Annotated in this window: 14 protein-coding genes; 11 read left to right on the forward strand and 3 right to left on the reverse strand. The window is 71.9% G+C overall.

Features of this window, described 5'->3' with window-relative positions; genetic code table 11:
* The first annotated feature begins 35 nt into the window (after positions 1-35).
* A complete protein-coding gene (locus tag ACFYW5_RS24125; RefSeq protein WP_389419131.1) occupies positions 36-2,513 on the forward strand; it encodes a ThuA domain-containing protein in 2,478 nt (825 codons plus the stop codon).
* Complete coding sequence (locus ACFYW5_RS24130; protein WP_389419132.1) at positions 2,513-4,699, forward strand: OmpL47-type beta-barrel domain-containing protein; 2,187 nt, start codon at positions 2,513-2,515, stop codon at positions 4,697-4,699. The genes ACFYW5_RS24125 and ACFYW5_RS24130 overlap by 1 nt, the downstream gene beginning before the upstream one ends.
* On the opposite strand, the gene ligD is transcribed toward ACFYW5_RS24130, so the two are convergent.
* Positions 4,686-5,711 (reverse strand): non-homologous end-joining DNA ligase, encoded by a 1,026-nt coding sequence (gene ligD / locus ACFYW5_RS24135; RefSeq protein WP_389419133.1) that lies wholly within the window; start codon positions 5,709-5,711, stop codon positions 4,686-4,688. The genes ACFYW5_RS24130 and ligD overlap by 14 nt on opposite strands.
* A 74-nt stretch (positions 5,712-5,785) precedes the next feature.
* On the opposite strand from ligD, the gene ACFYW5_RS24140 reads away from it, so the two are divergent.
* Positions 5,786-6,850 (forward strand): ATP-dependent DNA ligase, encoded by a 1,065-nt coding sequence (locus tag ACFYW5_RS24140; RefSeq protein ID WP_389419134.1) that lies wholly within the window; start codon positions 5,786-5,788, stop codon positions 6,848-6,850.
* Here ACFYW5_RS24140 and ACFYW5_RS24145 read toward each other — a convergent pair whose 3' ends face one another.
* A complete protein-coding gene (locus ACFYW5_RS24145) occupies positions 6,851-8,041 on the reverse strand; it encodes a zinc-dependent alcohol dehydrogenase (RefSeq protein ID WP_389419135.1) in 1,191 nt (396 codons plus the stop codon). It lies immediately after the preceding gene.
* Positions 8,042-8,216: 175 nt separating this feature from the next.
* Here ACFYW5_RS24145 and ACFYW5_RS24150 point away from each other — a divergent pair, with 175 nt between their 5' ends.
* Positions 8,217-9,182, forward strand: coding sequence for a DUF3048 domain-containing protein (locus tag ACFYW5_RS24150; RefSeq protein WP_389419136.1), 966 nt, complete (start codon positions 8,217-8,219; stop codon positions 9,180-9,182).
* Between the two features lie 16 nt (positions 9,183-9,198).
* Here ACFYW5_RS24150 and ACFYW5_RS24155 read toward each other — a convergent pair whose 3' ends face one another.
* Positions 9,199-9,663: a MarR family winged helix-turn-helix transcriptional regulator gene (locus ACFYW5_RS24155; protein ID WP_389419137.1), complete on the reverse strand. Its 465-nt coding sequence runs from the start codon at positions 9,661-9,663 to the stop codon at positions 9,199-9,201.
* Positions 9,664-9,862: 199 nt separating this feature from the next.
* Between ACFYW5_RS24155 and ACFYW5_RS24160 the strand changes: the two genes are divergently transcribed.
* From ACFYW5_RS24160 to pcaD, 7 genes are read left to right on the forward strand one after another with little or no spacing between them, the layout of a single operon-like run.
* On the forward strand, positions 9,863-10,645 hold the full coding sequence (locus ACFYW5_RS24160; RefSeq protein ID WP_389419138.1) for a CoA transferase subunit A: 783 nt from the start codon (positions 9,863-9,865) through the stop codon (positions 10,643-10,645).
* Positions 10,645-11,289, forward strand: coding sequence for a CoA transferase subunit B (locus ACFYW5_RS24165; RefSeq protein WP_389419139.1), 645 nt, complete (start codon positions 10,645-10,647; stop codon positions 11,287-11,289). Before ACFYW5_RS24160 ends, ACFYW5_RS24165 begins: the two co-directional genes overlap by 1 nt.
* Positions 11,286-12,488: a thiolase family protein gene (locus ACFYW5_RS24170; protein ID WP_389419140.1), complete on the forward strand. Its 1,203-nt coding sequence runs from the start codon at positions 11,286-11,288 to the stop codon at positions 12,486-12,488. The genes ACFYW5_RS24165 and ACFYW5_RS24170 overlap by 4 nt, the downstream gene beginning before the upstream one ends.
* A gap of 19 nt (positions 12,489-12,507) precedes the next feature.
* Complete coding sequence (gene pcaH, locus ACFYW5_RS24175; RefSeq protein WP_389419141.1) at positions 12,508-13,281, forward strand: protocatechuate 3,4-dioxygenase subunit beta; 774 nt, start codon at positions 12,508-12,510, stop codon at positions 13,279-13,281.
* 6 nt (positions 13,282-13,287) lie between these two features.
* Positions 13,288-13,893: a protocatechuate 3,4-dioxygenase subunit alpha gene (gene pcaG / locus ACFYW5_RS24180; protein WP_389419142.1), complete on the forward strand. Its 606-nt coding sequence runs from the start codon at positions 13,288-13,290 to the stop codon at positions 13,891-13,893.
* Positions 13,890-15,203: a 3-carboxy-cis,cis-muconate cycloisomerase gene (pcaB, locus tag ACFYW5_RS24185; protein WP_389419143.1), complete on the forward strand. Its 1,314-nt coding sequence runs from the start codon at positions 13,890-13,892 to the stop codon at positions 15,201-15,203. Before pcaG ends, pcaB begins: the two co-directional genes overlap by 4 nt.
* Complete coding sequence (gene pcaD / locus ACFYW5_RS24190) at positions 15,200-16,321, forward strand: 3-oxoadipate enol-lactonase (RefSeq protein WP_389419144.1); 1,122 nt, start codon at positions 15,200-15,202, stop codon at positions 16,319-16,321. The genes pcaB and pcaD overlap by 4 nt, the downstream gene beginning before the upstream one ends.
* The last annotated feature ends 19 nt before the right edge of the window (positions 16,322-16,340 follow it).

Below are 16,340 nucleotides of genomic sequence, written 5' to 3' on the forward strand. Positions count from 1 at the left end.
TCCATGGCGCTGTTGCTGTGACCGAGGAGGTGCCCATGCACTTACGAGGGTTGAGCACGAGAAGACGCGGCTGGGCGGCGGCCGTAGCGGCCGGAGCCGTTGCCGCCGGACTGCTGTCGGGCCCGCCCGCGAGTGCGCGCGTGGCCCCCGACCCGACCCTGACAACGATGTCCATCAAGTCGCCCCCGGGCGGCGCGAACGTACGCGTGCTGATCTTCTACGGCTCCGCCGCCGCCGGCGACGAGTCGCCCCTGGTGAACGCCGGTATCGAGGCGATCGAGAAGATCGGTCTCTCGGGGCCGCTGAACCAGCGCTTCAAGGTCGAGGCGACGGACGACGCCTCGGTCTTCACCGACGAGACCGCGCTGGGCCGTTACAACGCCGTCGTGTTCCCGACCGGCGGCGGCGACGTCCTCGACCCCGAGCAGGAAGCGGGTCTCGAGGCCTACATGGAGGCGGGCGGCGGTTTCGTCGGCCTGCACGACGCGGCGCGCGCCGAGCCGTACTCGGAGTGGTTCACCGGGCTGATCGGTGCCCGGCCGGCGTCCGGCGGCCCGGCCGGCGTGCAGCGGGCGACCGTGGAGGTCGGCGACCGCTCGCATCCGGCGACCAAGGATCTGCCGGTGCAGTGGAAGCGTCCGGACCGCTGGCTGAACTGGACGAAGAACCCCACCGGCAGCGTGCACACCGTCGCCCGGGTGCGCGAGTCGACGTACCAGCCCGGTGCGGGCGCGGGCGGCTGGGACCACCCGGTGAGCTGGTGCCGTGACTACGATGGCGGCCGGTCCTTCTACACCGGCATGGGCGGCACCGTCTCCTCGTACGACGAGACGGACTTCCGCGCCCATCTGCGCGGCGCCCTGCTGTGGACGACCCGGTTGGTGCGGGCGGACTGCAAGGCCACCATCACCGGCCACTACACGGCCGAGCGGCTCACCCGGCCCAACCAGCCGGGCCAGAACGACCAGATCGGCGAACCGCACGGCCTGGTCACCGCCCCCGACGGGCGAGTGCTCTACATCGGGCGCGGCGGCGCCGACTCCTCCCAGCCGGTGATCACCGACTGGAACAACCCCGACATCGGCAAGGGCCAGGGCGAGATCCACGTCTACGACCCGACGACCGAGCAGGTCACCCGGGCGGGCGCGCTCACCGTCTTCGGCAACAAGGGCGGCGGCGACGAACTGGTCAAGGTCGAGGAGGGGTTGCTCGGCATCGAGCTGGATCCGCGGTTCCAGGAGAACGGGTGGGTGTACCTGCACTGGACCCCGCACGCTCAGATCAACCGTGACACCCGCATGGCCGAGCGGCGGGTCTCCCGCTTCACGCTCGACCTCGCGACGAACAAGCTCGACCTGAGCAGCGAGAAGGTGCTGCTCAAGTGGCCGGTGCAGATCCACAGTTGCTGCCACGCGGGCGGCGGGATGACCTGGGACTCCCAGGGCAACCTGTACATCGCGACCGGCGACAACAACTCCAGCCGCTTCAGCGACGGTTACTCGGGCAACAACCCTCAGCCGAACTACAAGGGCGTCTCCTTCGCCGACGCGCGCCGGACCGCCGGGAACACCAACAACCTCAACGGCAAGATCCTGCGCATCCATCCGGAGCCGGACGGGACGTACACCCTGCCCGAGGGGAACCTGTTCACCGGGCGGGAGACGGACGAGGGCGGCGGCAAGACGCGCGGCGAGATCTATGTGATGGGGGTCAGGAACCCGGCCCGTATCTTCGTCGACAAGTCGACCGACATTCTCTACGCCGGCTGGGTCGGCCCGGACGCCGGCGCTCCGTCGCCGACCTGGGGCCCGGCCAAGTACGACACGTTCGCCGTCATCACCAAGGCGAGCAACCGGGGCTGGCCGTACTGCATGGGCAACAAGCAGCCCTACCGGGACCGCAATCTGCCGGATCCGGCCAAGCCGCTCGGCTGGTACGACTGCGACCACCCGAAGAACGAGTCGCCGAACAATGACGGCCTGGTCAACCTGCCGCCAGTGACCGGCAACAACATCTGGTACTCGCCCCAGGGCGGCGCCCCGGACTTCCCGCGCGACGCGAACGGCGTCCCGTCCTACCAGCAGGCGGAGTCCACGTATCTGCTGCCGTGGCTCAAGGGCGGCGGACAGGCCGCGATGAACGGGCCCGTCTACCGCTACGACGCGGCGAGCACCAGCACCACCAAGTGGCCCGCGTACTGGGACGGGAAGTGGTTCGTGGGCGACTTCTACGACGCCGACCAGCCGCGCAACGCGGTCATCACCGACCCGAGGACGCACGGCGAAGGCGGACTGCCGGTGCACTCGGAGTCGTTGAAGAAGATCGTGCCGGTCGGCAACGACGGCATCAAGAACCTCATGGACTGGAGGTTCGGCCCGGACGGCGCGCTCTACGTCCTCGACTACGGCCGCGGCTTCTTCACCTCGGACGCCAAGTCCGCGCTGTGGCGGATCACGTACACCGGTGGCGGCCCGACGCCGGCCGCCGGACAGCTGGCGAGGGGAGCTCAGTGATGCGGCAGCGAAGACTCCTGACGGCCCTGCTGACCGCCGTACTGGTCCTGCTCGGGGTCCAGGCGGCGCCGTCCACCGCCCGGCCCGAACCGGCGGCTGCCGCGGCGCAGGTGCTCACCTGGACGGCGGGCGACGACATCACCAAGTACACCTCGGCCCCCACCACGGCGGTGGCGGGCGCGGCGACGATCGTCTTCGAGAACAGCGCGGCGACCGGCAACACCACCGGCATGCCGCACACGCTGACGTTCGCCACCAGCGACCCCGAGTTCAACAGCGATGTCCAGCTCAACATCCTGGCGACCCCGGGCGACGACAAGGGCGGCCGCCACACCGCCGAGGTCACGCTCACCCCGGGCCGCTATTTCTACTCCTGCACGATCCCCGGCCACGGCCAGATGCAGGGCATCCTCGTCGTCACCGAGGGCACCGGCGAGGACACCACCGCGCCCGCGACCTCGGCGCACGTCAGTGGCACGCAGAACGCGCAGGGCCAGTACGTCGGTTCGGCGAGCGTCATGATCCACGCCACCGACGAGGGTGGCTCCGGGGTGGACCGCGTCGAGTACGCGATCGGCGCCACGGGCGCCTGGCAGCCGTACACCACGCCGGTCGTGGTGGATCAGGTCGGCGACCACACGGTGCGCTACCGGGCCGTGGACAAGGCGGGGAACGTCTCCGCCGAGAAGAGCGCCGCGTTCACGGTCGTGGCGCCGCCCACGGACGACACGACCCCGCCGGAGACCTCCGCGACGGTGAGCGGGGAGCGCAATCCCGACGGCAGTTACACCGACATGGCGACGGTGACCGTCTCCGCCTCCGACACCGGTTCGGGCGTCAACACCATTGAGTACGCCGTCGGGACGGGCGCCTGGCAGCCGTACACCATGCCCGTGATGGTGCATCAGGTAGGCACGCACACCGTCCGGTTCCGCGCCACCGACAAGGCGGGGAACGTGGCGGCCGTCAAGAGCGTGGAGTTCACGGTGGTCGTGGCGCCGCCGCAGGACACCACACCGCCGGTGACGGGCATGACCGTGGAGGGCACGCGCAACTCCGACGGTGCGTACGTGGCGAGCGCCAAGGTGACGGTCAGCGCGACCGACGCGGGCGGGGTCGCGGGCATCGAGTACTCGCTCGACGGCGGGCCCTATCTGGCGTACAGCGCGCCCGTGATCGTCGACCGGGCGGGCGCGCACACACTCGCGTACCGGGCGACCGACACGGCGGGCAACACCTCCGCGGCACGGACGGTGAGCTTCACGGTCGTGCCGGGCGGGGTGCCGGCGCCGCCCTGTCCGGAGTACGACGAGCGGCTGACGGTCATCGTCGGGACGGTCGACTCCGGGGTGCCGAACCGGCTCACGAACAACCGTTGCCGGATCAACGAGTTGATCGAGGACGAGAAGGAGTGGACGTCCCAGGCGCTGTTCCTCAAGCATGTGAAGACGGTCCTCGACCGGCTGCTGCGGGAAGGCGTCGTCGACCAGCGCGAGTACAACCTGATCACCAGGGCCGCCCGCCAGTCCGGTATCGGCACACCGGGCCAGACCGAGGGCTACCGCACGCTGTTCGACGGCAGCGCCGGCTCGTTCGCCAAGTGGCGGCACGTGGGCGGCGGTTCGTTCGGCCTGAACGCCGACGGGTCGATGACCAGCGGCACCACCCGGGCCGGGCTCGGCATGCTGTGGTTCCCCGAGCGCAAGTACGGCGACTTCTCGCTGCGCCTGCAGTGGCGTGACGACGCTCCGGGCACCGGGAACGCCAACTCCGGTGTCTTCGTGCGCTTCCCGTGGGTCCACGACCACCCCGAGGAGACCCGTCCCGAGTGGGTCGCCATCAAGTACGGCCACGAGGTGCAGGTGCTCGACCGGCCCGACGGCGACATGTACAAGACGGGATCGGTCTACGGCTTCGACCGGGTCGGCCTGGCCGGCGCGGGCGTGACCGAGAAGGGCACGTGGAACGACTACGAGATCCGGGTGGTGGACCAGCACTACTCGGTCTACCGCAACGGCGTGCTGATCAACGAGTTCGACAACCTGGGCGGCCAGGACTTCTCCCCGCCCCGCTCGGACGACCCCGGCACGGACGGACGCCGGTTCGCCTCCGGTTACCTGGGCCTCCAGGTGCACGGCACGACGGACGTGGTGTCGTACCGGGACATCCGGATCAAGGAGCTGTAGGCCCTTCTTTGCGGGCCTTGCTCGGCTGTACCCGCTTGGGTTCTCCCGGCATCTTCGGATACTCGGGCGGGTACGGCAGATCCCCGAGCCCGTGGTCGCGCTCGTCCCGCGCGGCCAGCTCCAGCAGTGCCTCCAGCGAGAAGCGGTGCTCGTCCATGTCGGCGTGCACGTCGCCGAGTTCGGCGAAGCGGGCCGGCATGGTCGCCAGGTCGAAGTCGCGGGGGTGGGCGGTGCCGACCTCGTCCCAGGTCAGGGGTGCGGAGACGGGGGCGTGCGGGCGGGGGCGCACCGAGTAGGCGGAGGCGATGGTGCGGTCGCGGGCGGTCTGGTTGTAGTCGATGAAGATCCGCTCGCCCCGCTCCTCCTTCCACCACTTGATCGTCACCTGCTGCGGCATCCGGCGCTCCATCTCCCGGCCGACGGCGATGGCGGCGCGGCGGACCTGGGTGAACGTCCAGCGCGGTTCGATCGGCACGAAGACATGCAGACCCCGTCCGCCGGAGGTCTTGGGCCAGCCCTTCAGGCCCCCGAACTCCTCCAGCACGGCACGCAGTTCGTGCGCGGCGCGGACCGCGTCGTCGTAGTCGGTGCCGGGCTGCGGATCGAGGTCGATGCGGAGTTCGTCGGGGCTGTCGACGTCGTCCCGGCGCACCGGCCAGGGGTGGAAGGTGAGCGTGCCGTACTGGGCGGCCCAGAGCACGGCCGCCTCCTCGGTCGGGCACATCTCGTCGGCGCTGCGTCCGCTGGGGAAGGTGATGTGGGCGGTGGGGATCCAGTCGGGCATGTTCTTGGGGGCCCGCTTCTGGAAGAAGTTCTCGCCGTTCACCCCGTCCGGATAGCGCTCCAGCGTGGTGGGCCGGTTCCGCAGGGCGCGCAGGATGCCGGGCCCGACGGCCTGGTAGTACCGGGCGAGGTCCAGCTTGGTGAAACCGCGCTCCGGGAAGAAGACCTTGTCCGGGCTGGACAGCCGTACCGTGCGTCCGCCCGCCGCCAACTCCACCGCTTCACCCATGCGAGCCACGGTAGGCGCACCTCCCACGGCTCGCATACCGGGCGGATCGGGAGGGTTCCGCGCAAAATCGGACCATGGACCTCCCCGTGATGCCGCCGGTCAAGCCGATGCTCGCCAAGTCGGTCGCCAGGATCCCGGCGGGCATGCACTACGAGGCGAAGTGGGACGGGTTCCGGGCGATCGTGTTCCGCGACGGTGCCGAGCTGGAGCTGGGCAGCCGTACCACCAAGTCTCTGACCAGGTATTTTCCCGAGCTGGTGGCGGCGCTGAAGGAGCGGCTGCCCGAGCGGTGCGTGCTGGACGGGGAGATCGTGATCGCCCGCGAGGGGCATCTGGACTTCGACGCGCTCACCGAGCGGATCCATCCGGCGGCCTCCCGGGTGCGGACGCTCGCCGAGCGGACCCCCGCCTCCTTCGTCGCCTTCGATCTGCTCGCCCTGGCGGACGAGTCGCTGCTGGACGTACCCCTGACCGACCGGCGGGCGCTGCTGACCAGGGCGCTGGCCGGGGCGACGCCACCCGTGCACGTGGCACCGGCGACCATGGACATCGAGGTCGCCGAGCGCTGGTTCGAGCAGTACGAGGGGGCCGGTCTCGACGGGGTGATCGCCAAGCCGCCCACCTCGCGGTACCGGCCGGACGAGCGGGCCATGTTCAAGATCAAGCACGAGCGGACGGCCGATGTGGTGGTGGCCGGGTACCGCCTGCACAAGAGCGGACCCGTCGTGGGCTCGCTGCTGCTCGGGCTCTACGACGACCGGGGCGCCCTGCAGCACGTCGGGGTGTCCGCCGCGTTCTCCATGAAGGTGCGCGCCGCGCTGGTCGAGGAGCTGGAGCCGCTGCGCATGGACGAGGTCGCCGGGCATCCCTGGGCGGCCTGGGCCGAGGAGGCGGCGCACGAGACGGCCCGGCTGCCGGGGGCGCCGAGCCGCTGGTCGGGCAAGAAGGACCTGTCCTGGGTGCCGCTCAGACCCGAGCGGGTGTGCGAGGTGGCGTACGACCACATGGAGCAGGGGGCGCGCTTCCGGCACACCGCCCGGTTCCGCCGCTGGCGCCCGGACCGGACCCCGGAGAGCTGTACGTACGCTCAGCTGGAGGAGCCGGTCCGGTACGACCTGGAGGAGATCCTGGGCGGCTGATCAAGGCTGCATCAGCACCTTGACCGCGCCGTCCTGCTTGCGCTGGAACATCTCGTACGCGTGCGGCGCGTCGGTCAGCGGGACCCGGTGGGTGGCGAAGTCGTCGACGCCGAGGGGGTCCTCGTCCGTGAGGTACGGCATGATCTCGTCGGCCCAGCGGCGGACGTTGGCCTGTCCCATCCGGATCTGGATCTGCTTGTCGAACAGGGTGAGCAGCGGAAGCGGGTCGGCGGTGCCGCCGTAGACACCGACCAGCGAGAGGGTGCCGCCGCGGCGGACCAGGTCGATGGCGGTGTAGAGGGCGGCGAGCCGGTCGACGCTGAAGCGTTCCGCGAGCTTCCCGCTCAGTGCCCTCGGCAGCATCCCGGTGGCCTGCTGGGCGAGGCGGGCGGCGGCGCTGCCGTGCGCCTCGGTGCCGACCGCGTCGATCACGGCGTCGGGGCCGCGGCCGTCGGTGCGGTCGCGGATGGCCGTGACGAGTTCCTTCTCGCTGTCGAAGTCCCGCAGGTCGAACGTTTCCACGCCCCGGTCCCGCGCCCGGTGCAGACGTTCGGTGACCAGGTCCACGCCGAACACGCTCCCGGCGCCGCGCGCCCGCGCGATCCGGCAGGCCATGTCGCCGATCGGCCCGAGTCCGAGCACCGCGACGCTGCCGCCCGGCGGGACGTCGGCATAGGCGACCGCCTGCCAGGCGGTGGGCAGCACGTCGGAGAGGTAGACGAACCGGTCGTCGGGCGGCCCCTCGGGCACTTTGATCGGGCCGAACTGCGCCTGCGGGACCCGCAGGTACTCGGCCTGCGCGCCCGGCACCGAGCCGTACAGCCGGGTGTAGCCGAAGAGGGCGGCGCCCATGCCCTCGCCGGTGCACTGGGTGGTCTCGCACTGGGTGGGCAGCCCGTTCAGGCACATCCAGCAGTCGCCGCAGGCGATCTGGAACGGCACCACGACCCGGTCGCCCGCGCTCAGGTCCACGACGCCCGCGCCGACCTCCTCGACGATGCCCATGGGCTCGTGTCCGAGGATGTCACCCGGCGTCATGAACGGGGTGAGCACCTCGTACAGATGCAGATCGGAGCCGCACAGCCCACTGGAGGTGATGCGGACGATCGCGTCCGTGGGCTCCTGGATGATCGGATCGGGCACGTTCTCCACACGGACGTCCCGCTTGCCCTGCCACGTCACAGCCTTCACGCCACTGGCTCCCTCCATCGGATCCGCGCCCCGGGTACCCGGGGCCGCTGCCGTGAACCACCGCGTGCGCCGATCGGTCTATTCGCAGCGAGCGATCCAATTCCACCGGGTATGGCCATCAATGAACTGATAAGCGCACAATCAAGACAACAGAAACGGGGTGGCGTCGGTGGGCATGGGACGCAGGACGCGGACGAGACGCGCCGCGACGACCGCGGCACTGCTGGCCACGGCGATGGCGGTCTCGCTGGCGGCGGCCTGCACCGCGCCGGGCGACGGGCGCGACGACGGACGCGCACCCGACCGGAGCTCCGAGGCGGCCACCCCGGCCTCGGTGCTCGCCGTGAAGATCGACAACGTCCGCCGGGCCAAGCCCCAGACCGGCCTCGACGCCGCGGACATCGTCTACGTCGAACCGGTCGAGGGCGGCCTGAGCCGCCTGATGGCGGTGTACGCGACGCACCTGCCCGAGACCGTCGGACCGGTGCGCAGCGCCCGGGAGTCCGACCTGGAACTGCTGCGCCAGTTCGAGAACCCGACGCTCGCCTTCTCCGGAGCCCAGCGCAAGCTGCTCCCGCTGATCGGCAAGGCCCCGATCGACGCGCAGCCGCCGGGCCGGACCGACGGCGCCTACTACCGCGGCACCGACCGGCCCTCCCCGCACAACCTCTATCTGCGCCCGGCCCGTCTGATGCCCTCGCCGCCCGGCGCCGGCGCGCTGACCACCGGCTTCCGCTACGGCGCGGCCCCCGCCGGCGGCCGGGCGGACACCTCGGAGACGGTCCGCTACCCGGCCGCCGCCTTCACCTTCTCCTGGTCCGGGGACCAGGGGCGCTGGCTGGTCTCGCAGGACGGCGCGCCGACCGTGCAGACGGACGGCAAGCGGCTGGCTCCGGCGACCGTGGTCGTGCAGTACGTCACGATCCGCACGTCCGGGTACCACGACTCCCTCGGCAACTACACGCCGTACACCGAGACGGTGGGCTCGGGGAAGGCGAAGGTGCTGCGCGACGGGCGGGCCTACGACGCCGACTGGAAGCGCGCGACCCCGGCGGACGGCACCGAGTTCACGGCCCCGGACGGCAGCCCCGTGAACTTCGCCGAGGGCCAGGTGTGGGTGGTGTACGCGCGGGCGGCCTGAGGTCCGGGCGGGCCGGTCAGCGGGGGGCCACGAGGGGTTCCGCGGGGTTGCGGAGCCCTTCGGCCGCGTCCGCGACCCGCCGGATGAGGTCGAAGAAGACGGTCTGCTCCTCAGCGGCGAGCGGGGCGAGGAACACCTGGTTCATCCGGGCCGTGCGCACGGTGAGCTTACGGTGGGTGCGCACCCCGTCGTCCGTCAGGCGCAGCAGGAAGCGGCGGCCGTCCGCCGGGTCACGGACCTTGTCCAGCAGCCCGCGCCGACCGAGCCGGCTGATGACCTCCGCGATGGTGGACCGGTCGAGACCCACCCGCTCCCCCACCGTCCGCTGGTCGAGCCCGGGCTCGGCCACGAGCGCGTTCAGGACGGCGAACTGCGGTGAGGTGATCTCCTCCGAGACCATCGTGTTCCACAGCAGGTAGTGCGCCTGCTGCAACCGCCGGGCCAGGTGCCCGGGGTGGCTGGTCAGATCCACCGCGGCCATGTGCGCTCCCGTCCTTGAATTCGTTGGTGCACGGAACGATAACCCCTCTCACCCCTCACCGTCTGCACCGACAATCTGCCGTTTGCCAGGGGTCTTGACGCTTCGACCGACCAGTGGCAGCGTGAAGGACACCTCGCTGAAATACTCAGTGCCCTGACTAATTCCTGGCCGGGCGCTCGGACGAGATGGGGCTTCACGGATGGACAAGGTGGTCGCCACGGCCGTCGAGGCGGTGGCAGACGTGCCGGACGGCGCGTCGTTGGCGGTGGGCGGTTTCGGGCTGAGCGGTGTGCCCAACGTGCTCATCGAGGCGCTGTACGAGCAGGGCACCGGCGGGCTGTCGGTGGTGTCCAACAACTGCGGGGCGATGGAGTCCGGGCTCGCGGTCCTGCTCGCGGCCGGGCGGATCGCACGGGTGACCGGCTCCTACATCGGCGCGAACAAGGAGTTCGCCCGCCAGTACCTCGCCGGTGAGCTGGAGGTGGAGATGATCCCCCAGGGCACCCTCGCCGAGCGGCTGCGCGCGGGCGGGGCCGGGATCCCCGCCTTCTACACCCCCGCCGGAGTGGGCACGCAGGTCGCCGACGGCGGACTGCCGTGGCGCTACGACGGCTCCGGCGGCGTCGCTCTCGCCTCCCCCGCGAAGGAGGTCCGCGAGTTCGACGGCACCGAGTACGTGCTGGAGCACGGGATCCGCACCGACTTCGCGCTGGTCCGGGCGGCCAAGGGCGACCGGCACGGAAACCTGGTGTTCAGCAAGTCCGCGCGGAACTTCAATCCGCTGGCCGCGATGGCCGGGCGGATCACGATCGCCGAGGTGGAGGAGTTGGTGGAGCCCGGCGAGATCGACCCGGACGCGGTCCATCTGCCGGGGATCTTCGTGCAGCGCGTCCTCGCGCTCACCCCCGGGCAGGCGGGCGACAAGAAGATCGAACGGCGCACGGTCTCCGCGCCCGCGGCACGAGGAACGGTGAGCGGCTGATGGCCTGGACACGCGAGGAGATGGCCGCGCGGGCGGCGCGCGAGCTGACGGACGGCCAGTACGTCAACCTCGGCATCGGCCTGCCGACCCTGATCCCCAACTATCTGCCCGAGGGCGTGGAGGTGATCCTGGAGTCGGAGAACGGCATCCTGGGCACGGGTCCGTACCCTGCCGAGGACCAGGTGGACCCGGACCTGATCAACGCCGGGAAGGAGACCGTGACGGTCCTGCCGGGCGCCTCCTTCTTCGACTCGGCGCTGTCCTTCTCGATGATCAGGGGCGGCCACATCGATGTCGCCGTGCTCGGGGCGATGCAGGTCTCGGCGGGCGGCGATCTGGCGAACTGGGCCGTCCCGGGCAAGCTGATCACCGGAATCGGCGGGGCCATGGACCTGGTGCACGGCGCCCGTACGGTGATCGTGGTGATGACGCACACCGCCAAGGACGGCTCCCCGAAGATCCTCAAGGAGTGCGTGCTGCCGCTCACCGGCAAGGCGTGTGTGAACCGGGTCATCACCGATCTCGGCGTGCTCGACGTGACCTCTGAGGGGCTGCTGCTCGTCGAGACGGCGCCCGGTGTGGACGTGGACGAGATCGTCGCGAAGACCGACGCTGAACTGACCGTTGCGGAGAATCTGCTGTGAACCCCGTGTACATCGTCGACGCGGTCCGTACCCCGATCGGCCGCTACAACGGCGCTCTCGCCGCCGTCCGCCCGGACGACCTGGCCGCCCACGCCGTCCGGGAACTGATCGCCCGCACCCCGCTGCTGGACCCCGCCCGCATCGAGGACGTCTACTTCGGCAACGCCAACGGCGCCGGCGAGGAGAACCGCAACGTCGGCAGGATGGCGGCGCTGCTCGCCGGGCTGCCGACCTCGGTCCCCGGCGTGACCGTCAACCGCCTGTGCGCCTCGGGCCTGGAAGCGGTCGTCCAGGCGGCCCGCGCCATCGCCGCGGGGGACGCCTCCATCGCCGTGGCCGGCGGCGTGGAGTCCATGACCCGCGCCCCCTACGTCCTGCCCAAGAACGACAGGCCGTTCCCCGCCGCCCACACCGAGCTGTACTCGACCACGCTCGGCTGGCGCATGGTCAACCCGCGGATGGCACCGCAGTGGACGATCCCGCTCGGCGAGTCGGCGGAACTGATCGCCGACAAGCACAAGATCACCCGGGAGCAGCAGGACGAGTTCGCCCTGCACAGCCACCACAAGGCGGCCAGGGCCCAGGCCGAGGGGCTGTTCGACGCCGAGCTCGCGCCCGTACCGGTCCCGCGGCGCAAGGGCGACCCGGTCGTCGTCGGCGCCGACGAGAGCGTACGGCCGGACGCGTCGCCGGAGGCGATGGCGAAGCTGAAGCCGTCGTTCCGTCCGGACGGCGGCACGGTCACCGCGGGCAACGCGTCCCCGCTCAACGACGGCGCCGCCGCGCTGCTGCTGGTGGACGAGGCGGGCCTGAAGGCCACCGGCCGCGAACCCCTCGCCCGGATCTCCGCCACCGGCGTCCACGCCCTCGACCCGCACTACTTCGGCCTCGCCCCCGTCGAAGCCGTCCACCGCGCCCTCACCAAGGCGGGCCGGACCTTCGGCGACCTGGACGTCCTCGAACTCAACGAGGCCTTCGCCGCCCAGGTCCTCGGCTGCCTCGCCGAATGGCCCGAACTGGACCCGGCGGTCCTCAACCCGCAGGGCGGCGCCATCGCCCTCGGCCACCCCCTCGGCGCCTCCGGCGCCCGTCTCGCCGGCACCGTCGCCCACCAGCTCGCCCGCAAGGGCTCCGGAGTCGGCGTCGCCACCCTGTGCATCGGCGTGGGCCAGGGCCTCGCCCTCGTCCTCGAACGCTGAGAACCCCCGAGGAAACCCCATGACTCTCACCCAGCACGACATCGACCGGGAGATCGCGGCCGAGCACGCCGCCTACGAGAAGCGGATCGCCGACGGCGCCCCCGTCGAGCATCACCCGCGGCGCGACTACGCGCCGTACCGCTCCTCCGTCCTGCGCCACCCCGAGCAGCCGCCGGTCGCGATCGACGTCAGCAAGGACCCGGAGCTGGTGGAGCTGGCCTCCCCCGCCTTCGGGGAGCGGGACATCACCGAGATCGACAACGACCTGACCCGGCAGCACGACGGCGAGCCGATCGGGGAACGCATCACCGTCTCCGGGCGGCTCCTCGACCGCCACGGACGCCCGGTCCGCGGCCAGCTCGTCGAGATCTGGCAGGCCAACTCGGCCGGCCGCTACGCCCATCAGCGCGAGCAGCACGACGCCCCGCTGGACCCGAACTTCACCGGCGTCGGCCGCACCCTGACCGACGACAGCGGCTGCTACACCTTCACCACCATCCAGCCGGGCCCCTACCCCTGGCGCCAGCACCTCAACGCCTGGCGGCCGGCGCACATCCACTTCTCGGTCTTCGGCTCGGCGTTCACCCAGCGGCTGGTGACGCAGATGTACTTCCCCAGCGACCCGCTGTTCCCCTACGACCCGATCATCCAGTCCGTCACCGACGACGCGGCCCGCCAGAGGCTGATCGCGACCTACGACCACAGCCTGTCGGTACCGGAGTTCTCCATGGGCTACCACTGGGACATCGTCCTCGACGGCCCGACCGCCACCTGGATCGAAGAAGGGCGCTGAGCCGCCATGACGAAGATCGACACCAGTCGCCCCGAGACGGTCCTGCCCACCCCATCGCACACCGTCGGGCCCTTCTACGGCCACGCCCTGCCCTTCCCCGGCGGCGGCGACATCGCCCCGGTCGGCCACCCGGACACCATCACCCTCCAGGGATACGTCCGCGACGGCGCGGGCGATCCGCTGCCGGACGCGTTCCTGGAGCTCTGGGGCCCCGACCCGGACGGCCAGGTGCCGCAGGTCGACGGCTCCATGCGGCGCGACCCGGCGAGCGGCGGCTTCCTGGGCCGCAACGGCGTCGAGTTCACCGGCTGGGGACGGGTGCAGACCGACGCCAACGGCCACTGGACCGCACGGACTTTGCGGCCCGGCGCGCGCGGGCGGAGCGCGCCGTACCTCAGCGTCTGCCTGTTCGCGCGCGGACTGCTCGTGCACCTGTACACGCGGATCTACCTGCCGGGCGACGACGCGGCACTGGCCGCGGACCCCCTGCTGGCCCGGGTGGATCCGGCGCGACGCGCCACGCTGCTCGCCGCCGAGGGACCGCACGGCACCTACCGTTTCGACATCCGCCTTCAGGGCGAGGGCGAAACGGTCTTCCTGGAGTTCCCGTGAGTTCTGCCGACGACGACGCGCTGCTCGGTCCCGGGTGGGCGGACTCCGCCGCCGCGGCCGCGACCGGTGACACCGCCTACCTCCAGGCCCTGCTCGACGCCGAGGCCGCGCTGACCCGCGCCCAGGGCCCGGCCGAGGCGGGCGAGGCGGTGACCGGGGCGGCCGACGCGGCACGGTTCGACGTGGCGTGGATCGCCCGGCGCGCCCGCGCCGGCGGCAACCCCGTCATCCCGCTCGTCGCCGACCTGACGAAGGCGGTGGGCGAGGAGTACGGGCCCTGCGTCCACCGGGGCGCGACCAGTCAGGACATCATGGACACCGCGACCATGCTGGTCGCCCACCGCGCCCTGGAACCGCTCCTCGCCGACCTGGCCCGCACCGAGTCGGCGCTGGCGCGGCTGGCCGCCGAGCACCGGGACACCGCGCTGCCCGGCCGCACCCTCACCCAGCACGCCGTACCGACGACGTTCGGGCTGAAGGCGGCGGGCTGGCGGTCGCTGGTGCTGGACGCGCGGGACCGGGTGACCGCCGTACGGGAGTCGCTGCCCGTCCAACTCGGCGGCGCCGCCGGGACCTTGGCGGCCTTCACGGCGTACGGCACCGAGGACGCGACCGCGCTGGTGGCGGCCTACGCCCGGGAGACCGGGCTCGCCGCGCCGGTCCTGCCCTGGCACACCCTGCGCACGCCGGTCGCCGACCTGGCCGGGTGCCTGGCGTTCACGGCCGGGGCGCTGGGCAAGATCGCGGCGGATGTGCTGACGCTGTCCCGTACCGAGATCGCGGAGCTGGCCGAGGGCAGCGGCGGCGGTTCGTCGGCCATGCCGCACAAGGCGAACCCCGTACGGTCCACGCTGATCGCGGCCGCGGCCCGGCGGGCGCCGCAGCTCGCGGCCACCCTGTACGGGTCGCTGGCCGCCGAGGACGAGCGGCCGGCCGGTGCCTGGCACGCCGAGTGGGAGCCGCTGCGCGAGCTGCTCCGGCTGGTGGGCGGCGCCGCCCGGGACGCCGCCGAGCTCACCGAGGGGCTGCGGGTCCACGCGGACGCGATGCGCGCCCACCTGGATCTCACCCACGGACTGATCGTCTCGGAGCGGCTGTCCGCCGAACTCGCCCCGCTGCTCGGCCGCGCCCGCGCCAAGGAACTGCTCACGGAGCTGGCCCGGCGCACCCACACCGAGGGCCGCAGCCTGGCCGAACTCCTATTGGCAGAACCGGAGTTGAAGGGCATCAACCTCGACGACCTCACCGACCCCGTCCGCTACACCGGCAGCGCCGCTGCCCTCACCGACCGCGCTCTGGAGCGACGTTGACCGACCTTCTCCTCAACCACCGCGCCGAGGGCCCTGCTTCCGCTCCCCCGCTGCTGCTCGGCCCGTCGCTGGGCACCTCGTACGCCCTGTGGGACGCGGTCGCGCCCGAGCTGTCCGCCCGGCACCGGGTGATCCGCTGGGACCTGCCCGGGCACGGTGGCTCGGCGGCCGGGCTGATCCGGGCCGGGGCCACCGTCGGCGACCTCGCCGACCTGGTGCTGCGACTGGCCGACTCGCTCGGCGTCGAGCGGTTCGCCTACGCCGGGGTCTCGCTCGGCGGCGCCGTGGGGCTGCATCTGGCCGTGCACCGGCCCGAGCGGGTGGCGTCGCTCGCCGTGATCTGTTCCTCGGCCCACTTCAACGGGGCGAAGCCGTGGCAGGAGCGGGCCGCCCGGGTGCGTGCGCAGGGGCTCGCCGAGCTGGCCGGGGCGGCCGACTCCCGCTGGTTCACGCCCGGGTTCACGGTGCCGCGGCTCGTCCAGGACCACCGCGACGCCGACCCGGAGGCGTACGCCGCCTGCTGTGACGCCCTGGCCGCCTTCGATCTGCGCGACCGGCTCGCGGAGATCTCCGCGCCGACCCTGCTGATCGCCGGCCGGGACGATCCGGCGACCCCGCCGGTCCATCTGCGGGAGATCGCCGACGCGGTGCCCGGTGCCGCGCTCGTGGAGCTGCCCGGTGCCTCCCATCTGGCGCCCGCGCAGTGCCCGGAGGCGGTGCTGACGGCGCTGCACGCCCACTTCGACGGGGGTGCGCCGCGCGGCATGGAGGTGCGCCGGGAGGTGCTCGGCGACGCGCACGTGGACCGGGCCCAGGCCCGGCAGACCCCCTTCACCGCGCGCTTCCAGGACTTCATCTCCCGCTACGCGTGGGGCGAGATCTGGACCGACCCGACGCTCAGCCGCCGCGAGCGCAGCATGATCACCCTGACGGCGCTGGTCGCCCACGGCCACTACGACGAGCTGGCGATGCACGTCCGGGCGGCCCGGCGCAACGGCCTGACCCCGGAGGAGATCGGCGCGGTGCTGCTGCAGACGGCCGTCTACTGCGGCGTACCGGCGGCGAACTCGGCGTTCGCGGCGGCGCAGCGCGTGCTCGCGGAGGAGGACGAGGGGTGACCCCCGCCCCGGCCGGGCA

Source organism: Streptomyces sp. NPDC002779 (assembly GCF_042888685.1).
GTDB lineage: Bacteria > Actinomycetota > Actinomycetes > Streptomycetales > Streptomycetaceae > Streptomyces.